We start from the raw sequence: 23,226 nt of genomic DNA, 5'->3' as shown, positions 1-23,226 counted from the left end.
GTTCTCCCCGACTCCCCACACGACCAGGAGCGCTCCAGCCCCCATGGGACCGTTCAATTTCGAAGACCTGTCCGGGACGTTCAGCGCGTTCGATGTCGCGGCCGCTCTCGGACTTTCGCTGATCCTCAGCGTCATGATCGCGTACGTCTACCGGATGACGCACCGCAACATCTCCTACAGCCAGTCCTACGTGCAGACCCTGGTCATTCTCGGGATGCTCATCGCGCTCATCATGCTGGTCGTGGGATCGAACATCGCCCGCGCCTTCGCACTGGTCGGCGCACTGTCGGTCGTCCGGTTCCGCAACGCCATCAAGGAGACCCGGGACGTGGGGTTCATCTTCCTCGTCATGGGCGTGGGAATGGCCTGCGGGACCCGCTTCTACATGCTGGCCACGGCCGCGGCGATCACGATCTGTCTGGTCATCATCATCATGCATCGCTACAACCTGTTCCACCTGAACGTGCAACGACAGGTCGTCAAGGTGCAGGTCCCCGCCGACGACGACTACACCGACTCGATCGCCGACGTGCTGATCCGCTACACCGTCGAGTTCGAGCTGGTCAGTACCGAATCCATCCGCGGCGGCGCCCTCTCCGAACTCTTCTACACCGTACGGCTGCGCAAGGGGCAATCACCCGCAGACCTCATCGCGGCCTTGCGTGAACGCAACGCGGGACAGAAGGTCGCCGTCCTGACCGGCTACGATCAGACAGACCTGTGAGCGCCCGCCACCGGTGGTGGCACCGGATACCGGTCCGGGCCCGCCACTACTGGCGCCCGGTGGCCCTGTTCGCCGCGTTTCTCGTCGTGACGATGGGGGTGTTCGGCTCGAGCCGAGTCGTCCCCTACATCACCGGGGACGATCTCTACGAGGCTCCGGTGATCACCGAGAACATCGCCGGAAGCTCCGACCTGTTCGACACCTCGCTCGCGCACAGCGTTCAGATCACTTTCCGGCAGGAGGATTACGACCGCGCCCTGCGGAGCTGGTATGACGAGGGAGAGAAGAGCTACATCGACGCGGAAGCCGTCATCGACGGCGTCCGCGTGGACGACGTCGGCGTCCGGCTCAAGGGCAACTCGACGCTGATGTCGCTCCAGGACCCGAACGCCGACCCGAACGAGCGCCGCGGCCCGGGCGGACGGGGCGGGCCGCCGGGCGGCGTACCCCCGGACGGAGCCGGAATGCCACCGGGCGGCCAGGAGGGCGGCCAGGAAGGTGGCACGGGTCCCGGGGCAGGGGCGGGCGGAATCCCGGCCATCGGAGGCCAGAGGCTGACCGCCGAGGAACCGGAGAACCTGCCGTGGCTGATCAGCTTCGACGAGTTCGCGGAGGGCCGCCTCTTCCAGGGCCGCAGCGAGATCGCGGTGCGCCCCGCGACCGCGAGCTCCACGGTCGCCCTCAACGAGTCCCTGGCTCTCTCCCTGGTCGCGCAGACCGGGCAGGTCAGCCAGAACCACAGCTACGCGAGCTTCACGGTCAACGACCGCCCCGGTACCGCGCGGTTGATCGTCGAGCATCCCGACGAGTCCTACACCGAGAACGAGTTCGAGGGCCCCGGCGTGCTCTACAAGTCGGTCGCCAGCAGCTCGTTCACCGACCAGGGCGACGACCCGACCGCGTACGAGGACGACTTCGAACAGATCAACCGGGTCGGCAGCCAGGACCTCACCCCCGTGATCAACCTGATCCGGTGGGCGCAGAACGCCACCGACGAGGAGTTCGCCGCGGAACTGGGCGCGCACGTCGACGTCCCCTCGTTCGCCCGCTACGTCGCGACCCACAACCTGCTGCTGAACTTCGACGACATGGCGGGCCCGGGCAAGAACTTCTACCTCTGGTACGACCTGGAGACCGAGAAGTTCCAGGTGGTGACCTGGGATCTCAACCTGACCTTCGGCGGCGACCCCACCGCCGGCCCGCGGGACACCGTCCGCATGGGCGGGCCAGGAGGCGGCCTTCCGGGCGGCGGAACGGCACCCCCCGATGGGGTCGAAGGCCAGGCGCCGGCCGGTCAAGCCGCCGCGGGCGACGGGCCGGGCGGGCCCGGCGGCATGATGCAGGGCAACGTGCTCAAGGACCGATTCCTGAACACACCGGCGTTCGCCCAGGAGTACGAGCAGGCCTACCGCGACCTCTACCAGCAGATGTACGGGAGCGGGACCGCTCTCACCGACCTCGACCAGCTCACCGCGGCCGCCACGGCCGTCGCAGAACCGGCGGAGCGCGCCGCCATCGCCGAGCAGTCCGCGGCGTTGCGCGACACCCTGACCCGGCGCATGGAGGCGCTGGCCGACGACCCTGTCATCACAGCGGGTGCCTCGTGACGGCCCTCGACGCCCAGATCCGCCGGCTGCGGGAGCGGCTCACCGCCGACGGCGCTGCCGCGGGCGTCCCGGCAGCGCGGGTGGACGAGCTCATCGACGACGCGCTGGCCGCCTTCGACCGCGCCGCCGTCCGCGAGTTCATCCCCGTGCTCGTCGAACGGCGGGTGCGCCAGGCCATGCGTGTCTCCGACCGGTCCTCGATCGCCCACGGGTACGGCGCCGGTCAGACCTGACTCCCGTCCCCCGCCCGGCGCTCCCCGGCCGGCGGCCGCGAACCCCCCGCGAGCTGTGAACCAGTCGGAGGTTCGGGGCCCGGATCAGGCCCGGACGGTGGTGACGGCCGCCCGGTGTGACTCGAGCCGATGCAGATAGCTGCTGACGAGGACGGTCGCGGGCTCACGGATGCACGCCACCGCGCCCGCGTCGAAGGCGGCCACCACCTCCTCCGCGCTGGCGGTGCGGGCGAGCAGGGCGACGATCTCGGCCTGGGGACGACGATCGAGGGCCGTCGCGACCTCCCCCGGCGCGGGATGCCACATCACGACGTACCCGGGCTGGTCCGACGCCGTGGGAACGAGGACGTCGCGGACGACCCAGCGACCTGGCAGGGCCCCGGCGAGCGCTCTCGCCGTCGTCCCGGGGCCGATGACCTCGACCAGCACACCGGGGGCCTCGGTGCTCCGGTCCATGTCCGGTCGGGAGGAGCGCTCCGGCCCGTCGAGACCTCGTGGCCCACAGCGAACCACCACCGCCGTGGCGTTGTCGTGCAGGACGGCGTCGTCGAGGGCACGCCGCAACGCGGCGGCTTTCTCCTGCGGCGTGTGCCCGCGGGCGACCGCCCGCCGCATGCCGGTCTCTCCGAGCCCGCGGTACATCCCGTCCGTGGCCAGCAGGAGCCAGCCGGGCGCGGCCACCGTGGCGTGACCGACGTCGGCGATGCTGCTCGTCCGGACGGTCTCCATGAGCGCGTCCGCCGACCGTCGTCCCGCGACCCAGCGCCCGAGGCGCCCCAGGGCTCCCGCCGGCGCGGACACCTCTGAGATCGGGCGCCACGAGACGTCGTCGAACGCGTACACCCGGCAGTTCCCCGCCCAGCCGACCTCCCAGGCCTCGGCGGCGTGCCCGGTCGACGGTCCCACGACGACGGCCAGGGCGGCGTCGCCGCGCGCCCCCGCAGCGACGAGTGAGCTGCCCGCGTGGAGCACCGCCTGCACCGGGTGACCGGTCGTTCCCGCGTGCGCTGCGGACTCGGCCGCCAACGCTGCGGCCCGGCACCCGTCGCCGGTGTCGAGCAGGCCGTCGGCGAGTACCACCACGGCTCGACCCGCGTCGCCGTGCTTCTCGACGACGGCATCGGCGTTGACCCGGCGATCACCCCGGGCGGAACAGACGGCCACGTCGATCATCAGTCCCTCGGCGTGTGGTGCCTCGGCATCGGAGAGCGGACGCTCACGGGCCGGCCGCGCGCCGGCAGCGATATCGGTCATGGAGCGAGCGTCGTCACGAGCGGTGTGGCGGGGCTGTGGCTCGCCACACTTCTCCCTGTGAGTGGACAGCTCTTGCCGACGACGCCTGAATCCTGACCCCCTGGCGAGGGGACGGGGTGCTGAAGGTGGAGGACCGAGCGGAGATCCGTCGCCAGCATCGGGCCGAGGGCATGCCGATCGAGGCGATCGCCCGCCGCCCGGGGGACGGGCCGAGCACGGTGCGTCGGGCGTCGGCCGCTGGTGCGAGGAGGTCACGACCCGTCGTGGGGGGTTTGCCGTCCGGGCTGCGCCGTTCACCCTGAGGCCTGGTCACGTGCCGGTGGCGTGCGTGGTGAGGAGGACCGATGACCGACCTCGAACAGGATCAGGGCCCGAGCCCGGTGGCGGCGGGTCGTCGCACCCTGGTGGTGGGCCTGCTCGCCGACCCCGACACGCCCGCGGAGGTCGCGGCGAAGCTGGTCGAGGACCTGCCCGACGAGCTCGCCGCGCGGGTCGACCGCGAGACCAGCTGGGATGTCCGCACGATGACCCACCCGGTCACCGCCTCGGTGCAGGACCCCGAGGAGGTCCTCGGCGCGGTCGCCGACCAGACCGCCCACACCGACTGGGACATCGGGATCTACCTCACCGACCTGCCGATGCAGCACGGCGACCAGCCGATCCTGGTCGACCTCGACCACGACCGCCGCGTCGCCGGACTCTCCCTGCCCGGGTTCGGCCCCTTCCGCCAGCACCACGAGGTGCGCCACGCGATCGTGCGCCTGGTCGCCGACCTCACCGGCACCGCCGAGGCCGGCCTCGACCACGGCCGGCACCATCCGAGCCGGATCGGCCGCGCGACGGCGAAGCGCCTGCAGCCGGTCCACGCCGTGCGGGCCGGCGACGGCGAGCACACGCGGCGGTATGTGACCACCCGATGGCGCGGGCGGGCCCGCCTGCTCGCCGGGATGGTGCGCACCAACCAGCCCTGGCGCCTCGTGGTCGGTATGCGCAGCGCCCTGGCTGCCGTCCTGGGCACCAGCGCCTACCTGACCATCACCTCGACGATCTGGCTGCTCTCCACCCGGCTCGGGGCCGGCAAGCTCGTCCTGACCACGGTGATGTCGGTGGCGCTGATGGTCGCCTGGATCATCGGCGCTCACCACCTGTGGGAACGCGCCCGCGACGAGGGCGAGCGCGAGGAGACGCTGCTCTACAACGCCTCCACCGTGATCACCCTGAGCATCGGCGTGCTGGTCATGTCCGCCGCGGTCTACGTGCTCACCCTGCTCGGGTCCCTGTTCTTCCTCGAACCCTCGGTGCTCGGCTCCTCCCTCGGCCGTCCACCCACCTTCGACGACCACCTCGTGCTCGCCTGGCTGGCCACCGGACTGGCCACCGTCGCCGGCGCGCTGGGCTCCGGGCTCGACAGCGAGGACGCCGTGCGCCGCGCGGCCTACGGCTACCGCGAACGCCAGCGCCGCGACGAGATCGGCCAGGACGCCGACGACACCGAGAACACGTCCTCGTCATAGGCCTCCAGCGCGCCTCCTCGCCGAGACCATGATCGACCCGCAGCCGGCGGAGGTGGATCCTCAGAACCCGAGATCGGTGATCGCGTCGCGCCGCCGATCATCCCGGCGGATCCGGGCGATCATCGTCGACCGATCCTCCTGCCCCGCTGCGCGTGGGCGTCAGGGAACGTCCGACGCGGGGTCGGGTCCCGGGTGCCGCGGTCAGGCCAGCGGGAAGGCCAGCTCCGGCAGCCACCGACGCCACACGTGGGCCAGGGACCCGTCGGCGACGACCGCGGCGAGCGCCTCGTCGAGCGCCTCCCGCAGCGCGTCGTTGCCGGGCCGTACACCGACGGCCCACCGGTTGCGGGTCTCGACGACGAAGGCGTTCGCGAGTTGCGGATCGCGCTCGGCAAGCGGGACGGTGACGACGTCGTCGTCGACGAACCCGTCGATCGTCCGCTCCCGGAGGGCCTGGATCATGTCGCCGAACACGTCGTCGCCGCCGAAGGCCACGAGCTCGATGCCGGGGAAGGTGCGGGCCAGCTTCTCGTTGGCCGACGCCTCGATCGCCCCGATGCGGTAGCCCGCGAGGTCACCCGGTCCGCGGGCCGGGTCGCCGGAGCGGACAACCAGGGTCTCGTTGAAGATCGCGTACGGGCGCGTGAAGTCCACCAGCGCAGCACGCTCCGGGGTGATGCCCTGGCCGCACCACACCGCGTCGGCGCGACCGTCGCGCACCGCCGGCAGCATCTGCTCCCACGGCAGGAACACCCAGACGACCTCGCGGCCCAGACGCCCGCACACGAGAGCCGCCGCATCGGGCTCGTATCCGGCACGAGTGACGCCGTCGGGGCTGCGACAGAACAGCGGCGGCGCCTCGGAGTCGATGCAGGCCAGGCGGACGGCCTCCGTCACGGGATCGCCTCCCAGTACTGGGCGTACTCCCATTCGGTGATCTCCCCGCAGAAGCGGGCCCACTCGTCGGACTTGAGCTCGAGGTACACCGAGGTCAGCGCCTCGGGCACCGCGCCCAGCAGGTAGTCGTCGGCCCGGAACGCCTCGATCGCCTCGCCCAGGGTGCGCGGCAACCGTGTACCGACGAGGTCCCCACCCACCGTCTCGGGCTCCCCGGGATCGAGCCCGCGGAGCAGGCCGTCCTCGATGGCGGCGAGCAGGTAGAGGTGAGAGAGGTAGGGGTTCACCGAGGCGTCCGGGAGTCGGAACTCCATGCGTCCGTTCGACGAGATGCGCACCGCGGCGCCCCGGTTGTCGAGGCCCCAGGTCGGGGCGTCGGGCGCGAACTGGCCGACGTCCCAGTAGCGCTTGTAGGAGTTGACGGTCGACCCCATGACGAGCATCGAGCCCGGGGAGTGCGCGAGGACGCCGGCGACGGCCCGGCGCGCCTGCTCGGTGACGTGCAGCTCGACGCGACCGTCCGCCATGACGTTCTCGTCGCCGCGCCACAGGCTCATGTTGTGATGGCAGCCGTTGCCCATCTTGCCGTTCGTGGGCTTCGGCATGAAGCTCGCCTGCAGTCCCAGCTCCCGGGCGACCTGCTTGCAGATCTGGCGGTAGGTGACCAACCGGTCGGCGGTGCGCTCGGCCCGGTCGAAGTTCCAGTTCAGCTCGAGCTGGCCGTCGTCCTCGTAGTCACCTTGGATCATGTCGAGTCCGAGGGCCAGGGCGTACCGGATGACGCGCTGGTAGACCGGCCTCATCCGCTCCAGGTTCTCGACCTGGTAGGCAGGGCTCTGCCCGGCTTTCGCCTGGACCTCCATCCCCGGACCGGCCCACGTCATCTCCGGTTCCAGCCCCGAGCGCAGCTCGAGTCCGGTCCGCTCGGTGAACTGCCCGTGCGCGATCTCGCACAGCGCCCGCGTGTCGTAGGGCATGACCGATCCGCCCACGCCCGGCAGGTGCGGCGGCTCGTAGGCGCGGCAGAACACCCGCGCGACACTCGTGTCCCAGGGAAGCACCTGCAGCGTCTCCGGCTGCGGAAGGGCCCAGAACTCCCGCGCCTCGACCCCGCCACCGATCAGGTAGCCCGAGCGGTCGGCCTGCAGGTCGGTCAGCGCGGTGCGGTGGAAGGCGATCCCGGAGCCGAGCATCCGCGCCAGGTGGGCCGCCGGGGCGACCTTGGCGACCGTGCGGCCACCGATCGTCGGGATCATGTAGTAGACGAACTCCACCTCGTCGCGGGTGACCCGATCGCAGAGCTCGGCGACGAGGTCGTCCTCGAGGTTGGCGGTCCGGTGCCGGTCGAACGCCTCGCGGTCGTCCAGGTCCGCGCGCAGCGCTTCGCCGAAGTCGGCCGGACCCGTCGCGGGCGGTGCCGTGGTGCCGTCCTGATGCAGCGTCATCTCGGGCTCCTCGGGGCCGCGCCACGTGGGGCGAAGGTGATCGGGAAGCGGATCGGGCCGGTGTTGCCCGAGTCGGGTAGCCACTCGTCGCCCCCCGCCGCCCGGACGTCGGTCAGGCGCCGGGCCAGCACGCCGAGGGCGACGCTCATGTCGGTCCGGGCGATGTGGTTGCCGATGCAGTGGTGGATGCCGCCGCCGAAGGTACGGTGCGGTGGGCGTCCGGTGGCGGTGATGTCGACGTCCTCGCCGTCGGGGAAGGCCTGCGGGTCGGTGTCGGCGGCGAAGGCGAACAGGTGCACCGTCGTGCCCTGCGGGATCTCCACGCCTTGGAACTCGAAGGTCTCGACGGCTTCCCGGGTGACCCAGGTGGTCGTCGGGTTGACGCGGATCGCCTCCTCCATGGCGGGACGCGCCAGCTCCGGACGCTCGGCCAGGAGCTCCCACTGCTCGGGGCGGCGGACGAAGGTCTTCAGGACGAGGCCGAGCTGGTTGCGGGTGGTGTCCATGCCCCCGAAGAGCATCAGCACGAGCGCGTTGCGCAACTCCGCCGCCGACAGCGTGTCGCCGTCCTCCGAGTGGTGGACCAGCTGGGAGACGATGTCCTCGCCCGGGTGGGCCACCCGGTCGTCGATGAGCGACTCGACGTAGTCGTAGAGGGCCGACACCGCGGCGTCGATCTCCCCGATCCGGCTGCGGATCGCGACGCTCAACGCGATCCCGATGGTGTTCGCGTGCTCGGCGATGAACGGCCAGTCCTCGTGCGGGAGACCCATCATGGCGCAGAGCGCGCGGGTGGCGTACGGCTCGGCGAACTCGGAGACGAACTCGGCGTGGCCGCGGTCGGCGAAGGTGTCGACGAGTTCCTCGGCGACCTCGGCGAAGACCGGTTCGAGGCGGCGCGCACTCGCGGGTGTGAAGGCCGGGTTGAGCAGCCTCCGGATGCGGTGGTGCTCCTGGCCCTCGAGCACGAGCAGGTTCCGGGCCCACCACGCGTGGAAGGTGCCGTCGTGCACGCCGTGATGGTCGGGCCATCGCGCGCTGCCCTGCGAGAGCGCCCGGTTCTTGAGCAACGCGGTGACCTCGGCGTAGCGCAGGACCGCGAGCCCGTAGTTGGTGCGGGCGTACCAGGATCGCTCCCGGGCGTCGCGCACGGACTCGGAGTGCATCGAGAAGGACGGATCCGCGATGTCGAGGTAGGGGACGTCGCTCACGGAGGGGGGAAGGTTCATCTGGGCTTCCTCGACGAGGGGCTCGACCGGGAGTGCGACGGCGACGTGGCGTGCAAAATAAGCTACAAGTGTAGGTATTGGGCGGCAAGAGTGGCCCGACGGGGAGGAGGAGCGGCGCGTGCCCGACCGGAGGGGTCTGCTCCCCGCGATGGCGGGCGGGACGACGGCGAGCGGTGCCGGGATCGCGGACCGGCTCGCCTCCTCGATCGCGCTCGGGGTGTTCTCCCCCGGCGAGCGGCTCCCCACCGAGGTGGTCCTGGCCCGCGAGCTGGGCGTCGCCGTGGCGACCCTGCGCAAGGCGCTGGCGACCCTGCGCCAGCGGGGCCTGGTCGAGACCCGGCGCGGCCGCAGCGGCGGCACCTTCGTCGTGGCGGCACCGGTCCCCCGCGACGACGAGGTCGTCGACGCCCTGCGGCGCACCGGCACCGTGGATCTCCGGGACCTGCACGACGAGTACATCGCCGTGGGCTCGGCCGTGGCCCGTCTCGCCGCCACCCGCAGCGTCGCGGCGGGAGTCGCGGGTCTGGCCGGCGTGGCCGGACGCCTGCCGCGAGCCCGCTGCGCGGCCGAACGTGCCACGGCCGACAGCCGGTTCCACATCGAGCTGGGGGTCCTCGCCCAGTCGCCCCGTCTGCTGCGCTCCCTGCTGCGCCTGCAGGGCGAGATCGGCCCGCTCTACTGGTCCGGGGTCGCCGCGCCGTCGGATCCGGCGACCGTGCACACCGACCACCTCGGCATCGTGGAGGCCGTCCGCACCGGGAACGCCCTGCGGGCCGAGCGGCTCATGGAGGAGCACGTCCACGACTGCGTCTTCCATCTCATCGACGCCAAGCTCGCCCTCGACCGGGGCGAGGTCGCCCGTTCGGCCATCACACGGCAAGGTCTCACCCGTGACGCGTGAGGCCGGACCCGACGATCCGGTGGCGGGCCTCGCCGGGTTCTTCTCGGACGTGTTCGCCGGGATCGAGGCGATGAGCCGGGACTTCACCGCCGCGATCGAGAACGTCAGCACCCCCGACGACGACGTGGTCCGGCTCGCCGACGCGGCCCGGGAGGCGATCGGGGCCACAGCGCGCCGGTTCCTGCACGAGCACCCCAGTGCCGACGGCGCCGGGCTGGTGTTCGCCCGCCCGCCGGACGCCGCGTCCGACAGCGCGATCGAGTGGTGGGTGCGCGGGCCGGCCGACACCATCGATCGCTACTCGTTCGGGACCGACCCGTCCGCGGCCGGCTACTACGAGTACGACCGGCTCGAGTGGTTCGTCCGCCCCTTCCACGAAGGTCGTCCCTGGATCGCGGGGCCCTACATCGACTACCTCGGGGTCGATGAGTACGTGGTGACCCTGATGGTCCCGGCGCACGCCCACGGCGGGCCGGTCGGAGTCGCGGGCACCGACATCCGGGTCTCGGATCTCGAGCGGGCCCTCATGCCCCTCATCGCCCGCGTCCCCGGCGAAGCCGCACTGGTGAACACCGACGACGCCGTGCTCATCGGCAACTCCAGCCGCCTGCTCTCCGGCGACCGGCTCGGCGGGCTCCCCGAGGGATTCCGGCTGACCGAGCTGTCGGGCTCCCGGGGCCTGGTGCGGCTCCTCCATCGCTGAGGCCCCTTTACAGGCCCGGAACCTTCCCGACACCTGGGCCGGGCACTCTAGGCGCCGCGCTTGAAGTCTGCTTCTATATCTTTTGCGCTGACGTGACCCAGGCCACGCTCGAGGGCGGGCCGTGTCCCGCAGCCGCTACCGCGGACGGCCCCACGACCGAGCCCTGGAGGAGTGCCGTGAAGTTCAGCTACGTCATGCTGCCGGACTATCCGCTGAGCGAGTCGCTCACATCGATCCAGCTGGCCGACGACCTCGGCTTCCACGCCGTCTACGCCGCCGACGAGACCTGGCACAAGGATCTCTGGCTGCTCTTCGCCGCGGCCGCGGACAAGACCTCCCGCATCCGTATGGGCCCGAGCCTGTCCGGGGTGGTGCTGCGCGAGCCCTCGCTGGTCGCGCAGGCCACCGCCACCCTCGACGAGCTGACCGGAGGCCGCGCCGAGGTGGTCCTGGGGTCGGGCAACTTCGGGCTCCTCGCGCAGTACGGGATGGACTGGACGACGCAGAAGCCGCTGTCCCGGGTCAAGGAGGGCGTCCAGGTCATCCGCACCCTGCTCGACGAGGGCGCCATCACCCTCGACGGGGAGTTCTTCACCTACCAGGGCCTGTTCACCTTCGCCCGCCCGGTGCAGGCGCACGTCCCGGTCAAGGTCGGCTCGATGGCGGGCCCCCGCTCGTTCCAGGTGGCCGGCCAGTACTCCGACGGCTGCCACCACGCGCTCGGCTACACCCGCCAGGCCTACCAGTACATGGTCGAGAACATGCGGATCGGTGCCGAGCGAGCGGGCAAGAACGTCGACGACCTCGACATCGGGGCCTGGTGCGTGTTCGCCATCGGCGAGGACTCGGCGACCGCCAAGGAGGCCGCCAAGTCGATGGTGGGTCTCTACGCCTCGGCGATGCCGGACTCGCTGCTGGAGCGCAACGGGGTCTCACCCGCCGAGATGAAGCCGATCCTCGACAAGTTCGTGGCGGGAGATCTCGCGGGCTCCATCGAGGCCACGCCGGACGCGCTCGCCGACAAACTGTCGGTCGCCGGGACCCCCGAGGAGTGCCTCGCGAAGATCCAGGAGATCCAGGCGGGCGGCGCCAACCACATGATCTGCGCGATCACCGACGCGACCCTGGTCAAGACGTTCATGGGCCGCGACATCCCGGGCGTCGCGAGCGTGGACGAGCAGCTGCGCCTCATCGCGGAGAAGGTCATGCCGAAGGTGGCGTGACCGTGTCCTGGGCCCGAGAGGTCGGGACGTGCCGACCTCGACGAGGTCCTCACCGCGATCACCGAGGACCATCGGGCGCGAACCGCGCCGTCGCCGAGCTACCCGCTCTCGGGCCGCGGCCCTGAGTGGTGCTCCGGCACGCGTCGCCTCAGAACTCCGTCACACCCGCGTCGGGCGCGATCTCGTGCGCGGTGACGAACCTCGACTCGTCCGAGGCGAGGAAGAGCACCGTCTCGGCGACGTCCTCGGGCTCGGTCGTCTCGACGGGCAGCATGTTGACGAACATCCCGCCCAACCGCGGGGACGTCCCCATCGCTCGCATCAGCTCGTCCTGCATGCCGGCGCTGCCCATCGGCGTGGACACCCCGGTGGGGTGCACGCTGTTGACCCGGATGTGATGCTGTGCCAGCTCGGCGGCGAACGCCTTCGCCATACCTCGCACCGCGAACTTGCTGGTCGTGTAGGGCACCATGAACGGCTGCACCTTCAGCCCCGCCGCCGAGCTGATCAGGACGATCGACCCGCCGCCGGCCCGCACCAGATGGGGCGCTCCCGCCATCACCGTGTTCCACGTCCCGGTGACGTTCGTGCTGATCGTGTCTTCGTGGATCTGTGGCGTGACCTCGTCCCACGCCCTCGGCACACAGATCCCGGCGTTCGCCACGACCACGTCGAGCCGGCCCAGCCGCTCCACCGCGTCGTCGACCACCGCACGGAGCGCATCCAGCTCACGCACGTCCACCCGGGCCGACACCACGCGCTGCCCCGTCTCCTCGACGCGCCGGACCGTCTCCGCCAGGTCCTCGGGCGTGGCCGAGTCGTACGCCACGCTCGGCAACGGGGCGCACACATCGACGAGGACGACGTCCGCACCCTCGTGCGCCAGCCGCAGCGCGTCCGCGCGCCCCTGACCGCGGGCCGCTCCGGTGACCAGGGCGACCTTGCCCGCCACACGTCCGGACATCTGCACGCTCCCTCGTCCCCGCCGGCCCATCACCGGACCGGCCTCACGATCGTACTGAGTGAACGCTCAGTCAACGTTGCCGAGACGCGCATCGTGGATCGGGCGAACAGGCCCCGCCCATCAGCGTTCCCGGCGGTCAGGCCCCCGGCCGTCGGTGGTCGACGTCGTCCGGCGGCCGTCGCTCGCGGTACGCGGCGAGCGCCTCCCCTGGTCGGCGGTGCGCGCTGTGCGGACTTGCTGACGGTTCTCCATCTCGATGACGGCGTCCAGGGACGTGATCTCCATGCCGAGCCACCGTCCGGCGCCCGCCGCCGGGCCGTTGACCTGTGCGATCACCGGTCTCGCCGGCCTGCGGATCCGCTGGATCAGGGCGGCCACGTGCCGCTGGACCGCGAGGTCGCGCCGGGTCGGGTCGGGTCGGGTCGGGTCGGGTGATCGCTGTGAGACGGGCGGGGCGCGCCAGCTCGACACGCCGGACGTGCTCGCGCGGCACCGAGACGTCGACGACCGGGTCCGGTCGCTCGGCGCCGCGGCCCGTCACCCGTACCGCGGGAGGGGAAGGTCATCGGCGGGCGATCCCCGGACCTCATGGGGTGGCCCGGCCAGGAGCCCCGGAACATCGGGATGGACAGCGATGAGCTCGGCTTCGTGCTGGCGGTGCTCGTCGAGCGCGTCCGCGTCGGCGAAGAGGGTGTAGAACCACAGCGCGTCGCCGTCCTCCTCGTCACGATGCATCACGTAGCGCAGGGTGCCCGGCTCCGCCTCCGCGCCGGCCAGGAAGGGCGCCAGCGCGGCCGCCAGGTCCTCCCGTCGACCGGGCCGGGCGGTGAGGCGGACGTAGACCGCGACCGGCGACGACGCGGCGGTCACGGCCTCCGCTCCTGCCGGACGAGGTCGGGCCAGTCGCCGCAGCACAGGGACTCGAGGATGCCGAATCCCTCGGCGTCCCCCTCGCGGACGCGGACCGGTCGGTCGCGCAGCTGCCAACCGAACTCGGCGGCCGCGTCCCGTTCCTTGCGGCAGTCGGGGATGTACTCGCCGTCGAGGTGCAGCGGGCCCTGCCAGACACCGTGGCGGCCGCCCTTCCACGGCAGGTAGTTCCCGGTCTGGAGATGGAAGCCGGTGGAGCCGATCGGCTCCAGGCGGACCACCCGCTGCGCTCCGTCCCTCATCCGCAGGCGGACCTCGCCGCCGGCGAAACCCCGGTCCTCGGGGGCGTAGCGGACCTCCGGGGTCAGGGCGGCGATCGCGTTCTCGCTGCCGTCGGCCTCGTTCACGTGGCCGGAGAAGTAGGCCAGGCCGTCCTCGTTCTCGCGGAAGTAGTACTGGACCTCGTAGTAGGTGCCGTCCGGTCGGCGCAGATGCGAGGTGAGCCACTGGAAGTGGTAGCGGGACGTGACGTAGGTGACGGACGGTTGGAGGTCCGGGGGCGTGACACCCACGTTCTCCCGCACGCCCCAGGAGTGGTCGCGCGAGGCGAACCATTCGTCGTCGGTGACGCTGATGGTCTCGCCGTCGAGCGTGACGACGCCGCGGGCCGTGCCGGCCTGGTGGTAGCGGATCACGTCGCTGGTCTTGCGGACGCCCCGGTACTGCAGGTCGCGCTCCTCGAAGAAGGGCGGCAGCAGGCCGGTGACGACGAGGTCGAAGCTCACCGCGGGGACCACCTCGTTGGGCTCGAGCACGACCCGCACCGCCGAGAGCGGTTCCAGGACCTCGTAGCGGATCGGTCCGACGCCGATCGTCGACAGGTCCCCGATCAGCTCGCGGCTGCCCCGGACCGTCCACTGCTCGACGTCCCGCGCGACCCCGGCGAAGCCGTCGAGCACGTTGCGGTTGGGGTACTTCCCGATTCCGAAGTCCACCTGCAGGCTGCCGTCACGGCGAGCCAGCGAGGTCCACAGCTTCTCGGTCCAGTTGACGTCACTCGAGCCGACCGTCGCGAACGTGTTGACGATCTGGTGGTCGAGGCGCTCATCGGCGCCGACGATGGGCAGGATGTCGTTCGGCACGGGCCGCTCCTCTCCTCGGGTCCTCCGGTCGAGACTCAGAAGGCCCCGTAGTCCGAATCGGCCGTCAGACCCAGCTCGGGCCAGACTCCGGTGATGATGTTCTCGAAGATCCCGAAGCCCACGGCGTCGCCGTCACGGACACGGACCGGTCGATCCCGCAGCTGACCCAGCCCGCGCAGGGTGGTGGGCTCCCAGCAGTCGGCGATGTACTCCCCGTCGACGTGGAGCGAGCGGCCACGCCAGGTCCCGTGCCGGTGCCCGTCCCAGAACCCGTAGCCGGCGGGACGCAGGAAGAAGCCCGACTCGCCGACGGCCTCCACGTCGATCGTGCGCGTCTCCCCGGTCTCCATGTCCAGACGCACCTTCCCGCCGAGGAGGAACCGGGTCACCGGGTCGTAGGAGAGCTCCGGCTGGATCCGCTTCACCCGGACCTGGCGGCCGTCCGGGAAGTTCATGTACGCCGTGTCCACCGCGCGGACGCCGCCGGCCTCCATGACGAACTGCTGGATCTCGTACACCGCGCCGTCGGGCCGCTCGAACAGCCAGGGCGTCCACTGCATCAGGCCCCGGACGTCGCCGCCGCCGGTGGGCGGGGTCACCGGCGGCACGTCGGTCGGCGGGACGCCGACCGTGTCGCCCCGCATCCCCCACGAATGGTCGCGCACCGCGAACCACTCCTCCGGCGTCACATCGTGCCTCTCGCCGTCGACCGACACCCAGCCCGAGACCACCCCGCTCTGGTGGTACCGGATGGTGTCCGAGGCGACCCGCCCCGTCGCGTCCCGGAACACGTTGCGGTCCTCCACGAACGGGGGCAGGGAGCCGGCGACGACCAGGTCGAAGCTGATGTCGAGGGTGTCGTTGGGGTCGAGACGCACGCGGATCGACCGCAGCGGCTCGACGACCTCGTAGGAGACCGGCCCGACCACGGGCGCCTCGCCGTCGTGACCGTTCTCGTCGCGCATCTCGCGGCTGGCGCGGACCGTCCACTGCTCACGCCCGCGGGACACTCCCCCGAACGCGTCCATGATCCCCCGGTTGTGATACTTGCCCAGCCCGAAGTCGACCTGCAGTCCGCCGTCGCGGCGGGCGCACGACGCCCACAGCTTCTCGGTCCAGGACCGGTCCGACTCGCGCACGGTGCCGAAGGTGTCGACGATCTGGTGGTTCAGTCCCTCGTCCGCGGCGCGCAGCGCGCCGATCCCCGGAACGACCATGCCTAGGACTCCTCGTCTCGTCGGGTGCCGACCCGCGGCGTCGGCGTGAAGCGCAGGGGCACCGAGGTCGGTCCGGAGATGAAGTTGGACGCGAGCCACGTCGGCTCACCGGCCAGCTCCAGATCCGGCATGCGCGTCACCAGGCGGCTCATCATCGCGGCGATCTCGAGTCGCGCGAAGTGGGCGCCGAGGCAGAAGTGCGGACCACCTCCGCCGAAGGCGAGGTGCGGGTTGGGGGTCCGGTCGACGAGGAAACGGTCGGGATCGGCGAACACGCTCGCGTCCCGGTTGGCGGCCCCGAAGTAGAGCAGCACCTTGTCGCCGGCCGGGATGACGACACCCCCGAGCCGTACGTCGGCCATCGCCGTGCGCCGCATGTAGATCACCGGGCTCTGGTAACGGAGAAGCTCCTCCACGGCCGTCGGCATCAGGGTGGGGACGTCGGCCCGCAACCGGGCCATCTCCTGCGGGTTCTCCAGCAGCGTGAGCACCCCGCCACCGACCAGGTTCCGGACGGTGTCGCCGCCGGCGTTGATCAGAAGAAGGATGAAGAAGCCGAACTCGAGATCGTCGAGCCGCCGTCCGTCCAGCTCGGCCGCGACGAGTCCGCTGGCCAGGGAGTCGTCGGGCTCGCGTAGTTTCGCCGCTCGAAGGTCCGCCCCGAACTGCAGCATCTCCGCCCGCGCCGCGCCACGCTGCTCATCGGTCACCGCGTCCTGGGCCGAGTGCATGATCTCGGTCAGATCGTAGAGCCGGACGCCGTCTTCCCGAGGCACCCCGAGCAGGCGCGCGACGACGTAGGACGGGAGCATCCCGGCCACCTGCGTCATCAGCTCGCACTCGCCGGCCTCGGTGACCTCGTCGAGGATCTCGTCGGCGAGGTCCTCGATCACCGAGGCCCACCGCGCCGCGCCGCGCGGCATGAACTCGGGGCTGACCAGCCGGCGGTACTGGGTGTGCCGCGGCGGGTCCATGAACATCATCATGTTCCGGACCTCGTGGAGGGCCGCCTCGGGCAGGTCGTACATCATCATGCCGTCGTGGTTGCCGAAGGCTTGCGGCCGGACGCTGGCCTCCTTGACCAGGGCCGCGGAGGTGACGGCCCAGAACCCGCGCCCGCCCGGCTCCTCGTGCCAGTGGACGGGGGCGTTCTCGTGCAGCCAGTGGTACTGCTCCACCGGGTGGCCGTGGGCGAACGACGAGGAGCTCCACAGGTCGATCGGTGTCTCGGTGGCGGTCGCGGTCACGACGTCTCCTCTCGGATGGTGGGTGGTGGTCAGAAGGTCACGACCCCGCGCAGGAGGGTGCCGTCGCGCAGATCCGCGTAGCCCTGATCGATCTCGTCGAGCGCGTAGCGGCGAGTGATCAGCTCGTCGAGCTTCAGCCGGCCCGACTCGTACAGGGACAGCAGCTTCGGGATCTCCACGCGCGGGTTCACGGAGCCGTAGACGGTGCCCTTGATCTCCTTGTTCCACAGCGTCAGCTCGTAGAACGGGATCGGGACCTGGGCCTGGGTGATCGGTGCGACCGCGGTGGCGACGCAGGTCGAGCCCTTCCCGGTGATCGAGAGCGCGTCGGCGATGATGTCGCCGTAGAGCACGCTCGGCGCCGCGACGACCCGGTCGGCGAGGCGGCCCCGTGAGATCTCCCGAATGATCGGCCGCGCCTCCTCGACCGAGGCCGCCACGTGGGTCGCGCCGAACTCCTGCGCCTTCTCCCGTTTGAAGGCGACCGGGTCGATGGCCACGACGGCGCGTGCCCCGGCGGCCACCGCCCCCTGGACCGCGTTGATGCCGATCCCTCCGATGCCGATGACGGCGACGACGTCGCCCGGCGCGGTCCCGGCCCGCGCGGTCGCCGAGCCCCAGCCGGTGGGGACGCCGCACGAGACGAGCGCGACGACCTCGGACGGGAAGTGCGGCTCGACCTTGACCACCGAGTACTCGTGCACGAGCGCGTGCTCGGCGAACGTGCCGAGGTTGGAGTAGACGTTGGCCTCGGCGCCCCGCCAGAAGTGCTTGGGCACCTCCTTCTTCTGCATCAGGTCGAAGCCGGCGTCGCAGATGTACTGGCGGCCGGTCGCACAGGGCCGACAGATCCCGCAGGACGGGATGAAGCTGGTGGCGACGTGGTCGCCCACCTGCACGTGCTCGACCGCCGACCCGACCTCCACGACGACGCCCGCCCCTTCGTGGCCGCCGATCAGGGGGAACTGCGAGGGGAGGTTCGCCGCGAGGCGCATCTCCTCGGGGACGACCATGTCACCGGTCGCCATGTGCTCCTCGGAGTGGCACAGTCCCGCCGCCCGGAGCTCGACGAGGACGTCGTGCGGGTCGAGGGGACCCAGCTCGACCTCGTCGACCACCCACTTCTCACCCACCCCGGCGAGTACTGCCGCGCGCGTCTTCATGCGTTCCTCCGAACCGTCGGCGTTCCGGCGTGGGCGTGGTCGTCGAGCGCGGCGAGCAGGTCCTCGACGCGCCGGGACATGACGGGCAGGACCTGCCCCCAGGTCGCCATGCGCTCGTCGGGAAGCTCCCCGCTCTCGTACGCGGCCAGCCCGTGATGGACGATCGCCGCGAGCTTGGCGGCAGCGGCGATCTCGTAGATCTCCACGCCGCGCGCGCTGCGGCCGGTGGCCGTCTCCCAGGCATCGATCACGTCCTGCCGCGAGTACATGCCCTCGAGCGCGAAGACGTGGTAGGCGGGCAGGGGGAGGTCGGTCGGTGCCACGTCGGCCGGGAACCAGTAGAGGATCCAGCCCAGGTCGTAGAGGGGTTCGCCGTTGTGCCCCATCTCCCAGTCCAGCAGCGCGGTGAGCGTCCCGTCGCGCCAGAGGGTGTTGGCGATCTTCGGGTCGCCGTGGACCGGGGCGACCGGACCGCTGCGGGCGTAGCCGATGCGCTCCAGCACGTCCAGCGCGTCCGCCAGCCCATGACCGTGCGCGGCGTATGCCGGCGCCTTCTCGGCGTTGCGCCGGAGGCGTTCGCGCCAGACCCCGAACACCTCCTCGGGCAACTGCATCCGCCCGTAGCTGCGCAGCGGCTCCGCGCGATGCAGCGTGGCCAGCGACGTCACCCACTGCTCGCACAACCCCCGCCGCACCGGCGGCGGACCGTCGAGCAGCCACCCCGGTGCGACGAACTCGAACGCCTCGCCGGGCAGCGGCTCGCACAGATAGAACGTGGTCCCGATCAGCGACTCGTCGGTGCAGTGGCCGTGCACGGCCGGGACCGGGACGTCCGGCGCCACGGCGGCCACCTCGGCCAGCACGTCGTGCTGCCAGCGCATGTCGTAGGGCGGCAGCAGACCGGGCCCCTGCGGCGGGGTCCGCAGGATGAGGTCGATGTCCGCGAGCAGGTAGGTCTCGTTGGAGTGGCCGGTGGAGACGACGCTGATCCGCGCCGAGTCGACCGGACGGCCCAGGAAGGTCGAGACGCCCTTCGCGAGGATCTCGGGATCACGTGCCACGGGACTCCCTCGTCCGTCGTTGATCGGGGTCGTCAGGAACGCAGACCGACGGTGCGCACGAACTCCGCCCCGGCACCTGCCTCGACGATCGGGTCGATGTCCGGTCCGCCCCGCAGGTGGTGGCCACCGTCGACGCTCAGGAGCACCCCGGTGATCCACGACGCCTCGTCGGAGAGCAGGAACGCCGCGGCCGCGGCGACCTCGTCGGGCGTGCCGACCCGCCCGAGGGGCATCTTGGCGAGATAGTCCCGGCGGACCGCCTCGGTGTCGGTCAGCAGCACCGAGGCATCGGTCGGGACCAGCCCGGGACGCAGCGCGTTGACCCGGACGTCGAGCACGCCGAGCTCGTCGGCGGCTGTGCGGACCAGCATCTCGAGCGCGGCCTTGGTCGCGTTGTAGGCCGCCATGAACCGGTGCGTCAGCGCCCCGGCGATGGACGACATCGCGACGAGCGACCCGCCGCCGGCCTCGGCGATCGCCCGGCCCGCGTGCTTGATCGTCAGGAAGGACCCGGTCAGGTTCGTCTCCACCACGGCCTGCCAGTCGCTCGTCGGGTGGGCGATGACCGGAGCGCCGGAGCCGAATCCCGCGTTCACGACGGCATGGTCGAGGCGGCCGGTCGTCTCGGCGGCGCGAGCCACCGCGGCCGTCACCGCGTCCTCGTCGGTGATGTCGCAGACGACGGTCCGGGCCTGGTCGCCGAGGAGCACGCCGGCCTTCGCCAGCTTCTCCTCGTCCCGGCCGCAGAGGGTGACGACGGCGCCCTCGGCGATCAGCCGGCCCGCACACGCGAAGCCCAGGCCCGAACCGCCGCCGGTGACCAGAGCGGACCTTCCGACGAAGCGCCGGGCCCGACCCGCGCCGTCGGTCGAGACGTCGTCGTCCGCCATGGCACTCCCTCGCTCGGCTTTCCCATCCCGTTGGTGGGGAACGTAGGCGGACGCTCAGCAGGGCGTCAACCAGCGGAAACGTCATGTCCACCGGAGTGTCACGAGCGTGCCAGCCGGTGTTCTTCCGCTGCCAGAACCCGGTCGGGCGGTGCCGGCGGGTTGACGTCGCCCGACCGACCGTTGCACGCTCCGCCCGTTCTCAACGATCCGGTCGGGAACAGGCACCGCGCCGGTTCCGGGAAGGGGCCCGCCATGCCGCGGAACCTCGCGTCTCGCCGCGCCGCGATCGAGTCCTATCTGGGTGCTCCGGGCTCGATCCGCGACGTCGTCGCGCTGTCCACGGGCTTCTCCAACGAGACCTATCTGCTGCGCGGCCCGGAGCTGGTGCTGCGCACCCCGCCGCGCGGGCGCGGACTGCTCCCGCCCTACGACATGCGTCGCCAGCACGACGTGCTCGCGGAGGTCCGGGCCGCGACCTCCGCGGTCCCGGTCCCCCAGGTTCACGGATGGTCGGTGGACGACTCCATCGTCGGATCACCCTTCTACCTGTGCACGCACGTGGCCGGCGAGGCCTTCGAGATGACGGCGCCGCCCTGGCTGGTCGACGCCTCCCCCGAGCTCCGGCACGGGATGTGCCGGCAGTGGATCGACGCCCTCGGTGCGCTGCACCGGCTCGAGCCGTTGCCATGTCTCGGCGACGCCCGACCGCCCCCGGAGGTCTACCGCTCCTGGCGCGAGCTCGCCGCCGTGGACGCCGAGGCTCCGGGGTCCGCCCGGAGCCTGGGACCGGAGGTCGTCGCCCTGCTCGACGAGATCCTCTCCCGGCCCCTGACCACCAGCGGTGCGCCCACACCGGTCCACGGCGACCCGAAGATCGGCAACACGATGTGGCAGGACGGGAAGCTGACCGCCCTGCTGGACTGGGAGCTGGCGTTCAACGGCGAGCCCCTCTGCGACCTCGCCTACCTCCTCACGTGGTTCCCGTCCGACCCGACCCTCAACGACATGGGCCTGCCGTCCTACGACTACTTCGCGCTGCCCGGGATGTTCTCCCGTACCGAGATGATCGACGGCTGGGAACGGTCCACGGGCCGCCGGGCCGTCGGGGTGGAGGCGTTCGAGGCGGCCGAGTCGGCCAAGACCTGCGCCATCGTCCTGCGCGGCGTCGCCGCCTACGAGGCCGGGACCCTCCCCGACGAGCGGCTGGCCCTCTGGCCGACGGCACTGTCGATCTACCTCGATCGCACGCGGCGGCTGCTCGCCTCACGACCGCAGGAGAGGACCCGGTGACCTGCCCCGTCCCCTCGTTCAACTTCGCCGACCTCTTCGAAGCGCTGGCCGACATCGATCCCGGGCGTCTCGCTCTGGTGACCTCGGACGGACAGCAGCTCACCTACGGCGAGCTCGACGAGCACGCGAACCGGATCGCGCACGCGCTGACCGACCTCGGCACCCGGCGCGGGGACCGGGTGGCGGTGCTCGCGCACAACCGGCTCGAGTGGATCGAGGTGATGCTCGGGTGCTTCAAGCTGGGCGCCCTGCCCGTCAACGTCAACTACCGTTATCGCGAACCCGAGATCCGGCACGTGCTGAGCGACGCCGAGCCCGCGGTCGTCGTCGTCGAGAGCGACCTCGCCGCCCCGGTCGTCGAGTGCGTGGTCGACCTCCCCCGGGTGCCGACCGTCCTGGTCGTCCCCGGTCCGGCTCCCCTGACGCCGGAGTCACCGGAGCACGGCGTGTCGGACTACGCCGCCACGGTGGCCGCGGCGCCGGCGACCCGGGGCTTCGCGCCCCGGCGCGACGACGACGGCTATCTCCTCTACACCGGGGGCACCACGGGCCTGCCCAAGGGAGTTCTCTGGACCCACGAGAACCTGCTCTTCGCGGCGGCGGGCGGCGGCGGGGGCCTCGGTGAGCCGCTGACCAGGCCGTCGGACGTGCTCGGTCACGTCGGTCGACCGGCCGAGGCGTGGCTCGCGTTGGCGCCTCTGATGCACGGCAACGGACAGTGGACCGTGCTCCGCGCGTGGACGAGCGGCGGCACCGCCGTGCTGTGGACCGGGAGGCGGTTCGACGCCGTCGGCATCTGGGACCTGGTGGACGCGCGCGACGTCGGGGTCATGATCGTGGTCGGGGACCCGATGGCACGCCCACTGGTCGACGCACTCGACGAGCACTCCGGCCGCTGGGACCTCGCCGCGCTCCGGGCGTTCGCCTCGGGCGGCGCCGTCCTCTCGGCGACGGTGAAGGACGCGATCGCGGCCCAGCTGCCCGGGGTCACCATCATCGACGGATACGGGGCGAGCGAGACCGGCTCCGGGGGCACCATGCTCGGTCGCACCGGCGCGGGCCTGCCCGTGTTCGCGGCCGACGCGCGCACCTCGGTGCTGACCGACGACCTCGTCGAGTCACCGGTCGGTGAGCCCGGCTTCCTGGCGCTGCGCGGGCGGATTCCCACCGGGTACTGGCGCAACCCGGCCGAGACCGCCCGCGTCTTTCGGGTCGACGCGCACGGCACTCGGTGGGCCGTGCCCGGTGATCGGGCCGTGTCCAACCCCGACGGCTCCGTCACGCTGCTGGGCCGCGGCTCGCTGTCGATCAACAGCGGCGGCGAGAAGGTGTTCCCCGACGAGGTGGAGTCCGCGCTCAAGAGCCACCCCGACGTCCTCGACGCACTGGTCGTCGGGGTACCGGACGATCGCCTCGGAGAGGTGGTCGCCGCGGTCGTCTCCACTCGCGGTGCCGCCCCGGTCGATCTCTTCGCACTGCAGGAGCACGCCCGGGCCGCGCTCGCCGGCTTCAAGCTTCCGCGCGTGCTCGCCCTCGTCGACGAGGTTCGCCGTTCCCCCGCCGGCAAGCCGGACTACCCCTGGGCCCGCGAGACCGCCCTCGCCCAGGGTCGCCCGGACCACCGGGAACGCGCTCGATGACGGCCGCACCTT

Annotated in this window: 22 protein-coding genes; 9 read left to right on the top strand and 13 right to left on the bottom strand. The window is 71.5% G+C overall.

Annotated features, from left to right (window positions below):
- The first annotated feature begins 43 nt into the window (after positions 1 to 43).
- From AC2A1K_RS24840 to AC2A1K_RS24830, 3 genes are read left to right on the top strand one after another with little or no spacing between them, the layout of a single operon-like run.
- A complete protein-coding gene (locus tag AC2A1K_RS24840; protein WP_483899015.1) occupies positions 44 to 724 on the top strand; it encodes a DUF4956 domain-containing protein in 681 nt (226 codons plus the stop codon).
- Positions 721 to 2,331 carry a CotH kinase family protein gene (locus AC2A1K_RS24835; protein ID WP_483899014.1) on the top strand — a complete coding sequence of 537 codons (1,611 nt, stop codon included), beginning with the start codon at positions 721 to 723 and terminating at the stop codon, positions 2,329 to 2,331. Before AC2A1K_RS24840 ends, AC2A1K_RS24835 begins: the two co-directional genes overlap by 4 nt.
- Entirely contained in the window at positions 2,328 to 2,564 is a 237-nt protein-coding gene (locus tag AC2A1K_RS24830) for a three-helix bundle dimerization domain-containing protein (protein WP_483899013.1), read from the top strand. The genes AC2A1K_RS24835 and AC2A1K_RS24830 overlap by 4 nt, the downstream gene beginning before the upstream one ends.
- Positions 2,565 to 2,648: 84 nt before the next feature.
- On the opposite strand, the gene AC2A1K_RS24825 is transcribed toward AC2A1K_RS24830, so the two are convergent.
- Positions 2,649 to 3,818 carry a hypothetical protein gene (locus AC2A1K_RS24825; protein WP_483899012.1) on the bottom strand — a complete coding sequence of 390 codons (1,170 nt, stop codon included), beginning with the start codon at positions 3,816 to 3,818 and terminating at the stop codon, positions 2,649 to 2,651.
- Positions 3,819 to 4,162: 344 nt separating this feature from the next.
- Here AC2A1K_RS24825 and AC2A1K_RS24820 point away from each other — a divergent pair, with 344 nt between their 5' ends.
- Positions 4,163 to 5,332 (top strand): hypothetical protein, encoded by a 1,170-nt coding sequence (locus tag AC2A1K_RS24820; protein WP_483899011.1) that lies wholly within the window; start codon positions 4,163 to 4,165, stop codon positions 5,330 to 5,332.
- A 201-nt stretch (positions 5,333 to 5,533) separates the two neighbouring features.
- Here AC2A1K_RS24820 and AC2A1K_RS24815 read toward each other — a convergent pair whose 3' ends face one another.
- From AC2A1K_RS24815 to AC2A1K_RS24805, 3 genes are read right to left on the bottom strand one after another with little or no spacing between them, the layout of a single operon-like run.
- Positions 5,534 to 6,229, bottom strand: coding sequence for a substrate-binding periplasmic protein (locus tag AC2A1K_RS24815; RefSeq protein WP_483899010.1), 696 nt, complete (start codon positions 6,227 to 6,229; stop codon positions 5,534 to 5,536).
- Positions 6,226 to 7,674, bottom strand: coding sequence for a glutamine synthetase family protein (locus AC2A1K_RS24810; RefSeq protein ID WP_483899009.1), 1,449 nt, complete (start codon positions 7,672 to 7,674; stop codon positions 6,226 to 6,228). Before AC2A1K_RS24810 ends, AC2A1K_RS24815 begins: the two co-directional genes overlap by 4 nt.
- The gene (locus tag AC2A1K_RS24805) at positions 7,671 to 8,903 is read right to left on the bottom strand and encodes a cytochrome P450 (protein WP_483899008.1); all 1,233 of its coding nucleotides are present in this window, start codon (positions 8,901 to 8,903) and stop codon (positions 7,671 to 7,673) included. Before AC2A1K_RS24805 ends, AC2A1K_RS24810 begins: the two co-directional genes overlap by 4 nt.
- Positions 8,904 to 9,021: 118 nt before the next feature.
- Between AC2A1K_RS24805 and AC2A1K_RS24800 the strand changes: the two genes are divergently transcribed.
- The 3 genes from AC2A1K_RS24800 (at position 9,022) to AC2A1K_RS24790 (ending at position 11,730) form a co-directional block, all read left to right on the top strand.
- Positions 9,022 to 9,804 (top strand): FadR/GntR family transcriptional regulator, encoded by a 783-nt coding sequence (locus AC2A1K_RS24800; protein WP_483899007.1) that lies wholly within the window; start codon positions 9,022 to 9,024, stop codon positions 9,802 to 9,804.
- Entirely contained in the window at positions 9,794 to 10,507 is a 714-nt protein-coding gene (locus tag AC2A1K_RS24795) for a cache domain-containing protein (RefSeq protein ID WP_483899006.1), read from the top strand. The genes AC2A1K_RS24800 and AC2A1K_RS24795 overlap by 11 nt, the downstream gene beginning before the upstream one ends.
- Positions 10,508 to 10,683: 176 nt before the next feature.
- On the top strand, positions 10,684 to 11,730 hold the full coding sequence (locus tag AC2A1K_RS24790) for an LLM class flavin-dependent oxidoreductase (RefSeq protein ID WP_483899005.1): 1,047 nt from the start codon (positions 10,684 to 10,686) through the stop codon (positions 11,728 to 11,730).
- Between the two features lie 148 nt (positions 11,731 to 11,878).
- On the opposite strand, the gene AC2A1K_RS24785 is transcribed toward AC2A1K_RS24790, so the two are convergent.
- From AC2A1K_RS24785 to AC2A1K_RS24745, 9 genes are all read right to left on the bottom strand, one after another.
- The gene (locus AC2A1K_RS24785; protein WP_483899004.1) at positions 11,879 to 12,694 is read right to left on the bottom strand and encodes a mycofactocin-coupled SDR family oxidoreductase; all 816 of its coding nucleotides are present in this window, start codon (positions 12,692 to 12,694) and stop codon (positions 11,879 to 11,881) included.
- A 120-nt stretch (positions 12,695 to 12,814) separates the two neighbouring features.
- Positions 12,815 to 13,030, bottom strand: a complete 216-nt coding sequence (locus tag AC2A1K_RS24780; protein ID WP_483899003.1) for a hypothetical protein — start codon at positions 13,028 to 13,030, stop codon at positions 12,815 to 12,817.
- A gap of 201 nt (positions 13,031 to 13,231) precedes the next feature.
- Entirely contained in the window at positions 13,232 to 13,564 is a 333-nt protein-coding gene (locus AC2A1K_RS24775; RefSeq protein ID WP_483899002.1) for a putative quinol monooxygenase, read from the bottom strand.
- Positions 13,561 to 14,706, bottom strand: coding sequence for an Rv3169 family protein (locus AC2A1K_RS24770; RefSeq protein ID WP_483899001.1), 1,146 nt, complete (start codon positions 14,704 to 14,706; stop codon positions 13,561 to 13,563). The genes AC2A1K_RS24775 and AC2A1K_RS24770 overlap by 4 nt, the downstream gene beginning before the upstream one ends.
- A gap of 35 nt (positions 14,707 to 14,741) precedes the next feature.
- Positions 14,742 to 15,923 carry an Rv3169 family protein gene (locus tag AC2A1K_RS24765; protein WP_483899000.1) on the bottom strand — a complete coding sequence of 394 codons (1,182 nt, stop codon included), beginning with the start codon at positions 15,921 to 15,923 and terminating at the stop codon, positions 14,742 to 14,744.
- Between the two features lie 2 nt (positions 15,924 to 15,925).
- Entirely contained in the window at positions 15,926 to 17,170 is a 1,245-nt protein-coding gene (locus tag AC2A1K_RS24760; RefSeq protein WP_483898999.1) for a cytochrome P450, read from the bottom strand.
- Between the two features lie 29 nt (positions 17,171 to 17,199).
- On the bottom strand, positions 17,200 to 18,333 hold the full coding sequence (locus AC2A1K_RS24755; RefSeq protein WP_483898998.1) for an NDMA-dependent alcohol dehydrogenase: 1,134 nt from the start codon (positions 18,331 to 18,333) through the stop codon (positions 17,200 to 17,202).
- The gene (locus AC2A1K_RS24750; protein WP_483898997.1) at positions 18,330 to 19,394 is read right to left on the bottom strand and encodes a phosphotransferase family protein; all 1,065 of its coding nucleotides are present in this window, start codon (positions 19,392 to 19,394) and stop codon (positions 18,330 to 18,332) included. The genes AC2A1K_RS24755 and AC2A1K_RS24750 overlap by 4 nt, the downstream gene beginning before the upstream one ends.
- Positions 19,395 to 19,426: 32 nt before the next feature.
- Positions 19,427 to 20,284, bottom strand: coding sequence for an SDR family NAD(P)-dependent oxidoreductase (locus AC2A1K_RS24745; protein ID WP_483898996.1), 858 nt, complete (start codon positions 20,282 to 20,284; stop codon positions 19,427 to 19,429).
- A gap of 252 nt (positions 20,285 to 20,536) precedes the next feature.
- Between AC2A1K_RS24745 and AC2A1K_RS24740 the strand changes: the two genes are divergently transcribed.
- Positions 20,537 to 21,574 carry a phosphotransferase family protein gene (locus AC2A1K_RS24740; RefSeq protein ID WP_483898995.1) on the top strand — a complete coding sequence of 346 codons (1,038 nt, stop codon included), beginning with the start codon at positions 20,537 to 20,539 and terminating at the stop codon, positions 21,572 to 21,574.
- Entirely contained in the window at positions 21,571 to 23,214 is a 1,644-nt protein-coding gene (locus AC2A1K_RS24735; protein ID WP_483898994.1) for an AMP-binding protein, read from the top strand. Before AC2A1K_RS24740 ends, AC2A1K_RS24735 begins: the two co-directional genes overlap by 4 nt.
- The last annotated feature ends 12 nt before the right edge of the window (positions 23,215 to 23,226 follow it).

The organism is Actinomycetospora sp. 2LY8.5 (assembly GCF_057180585.1).
Note: the sequence above shows the minus strand (reverse complement) of the source record. Positions and strands in the feature narration are given on the sequence as shown.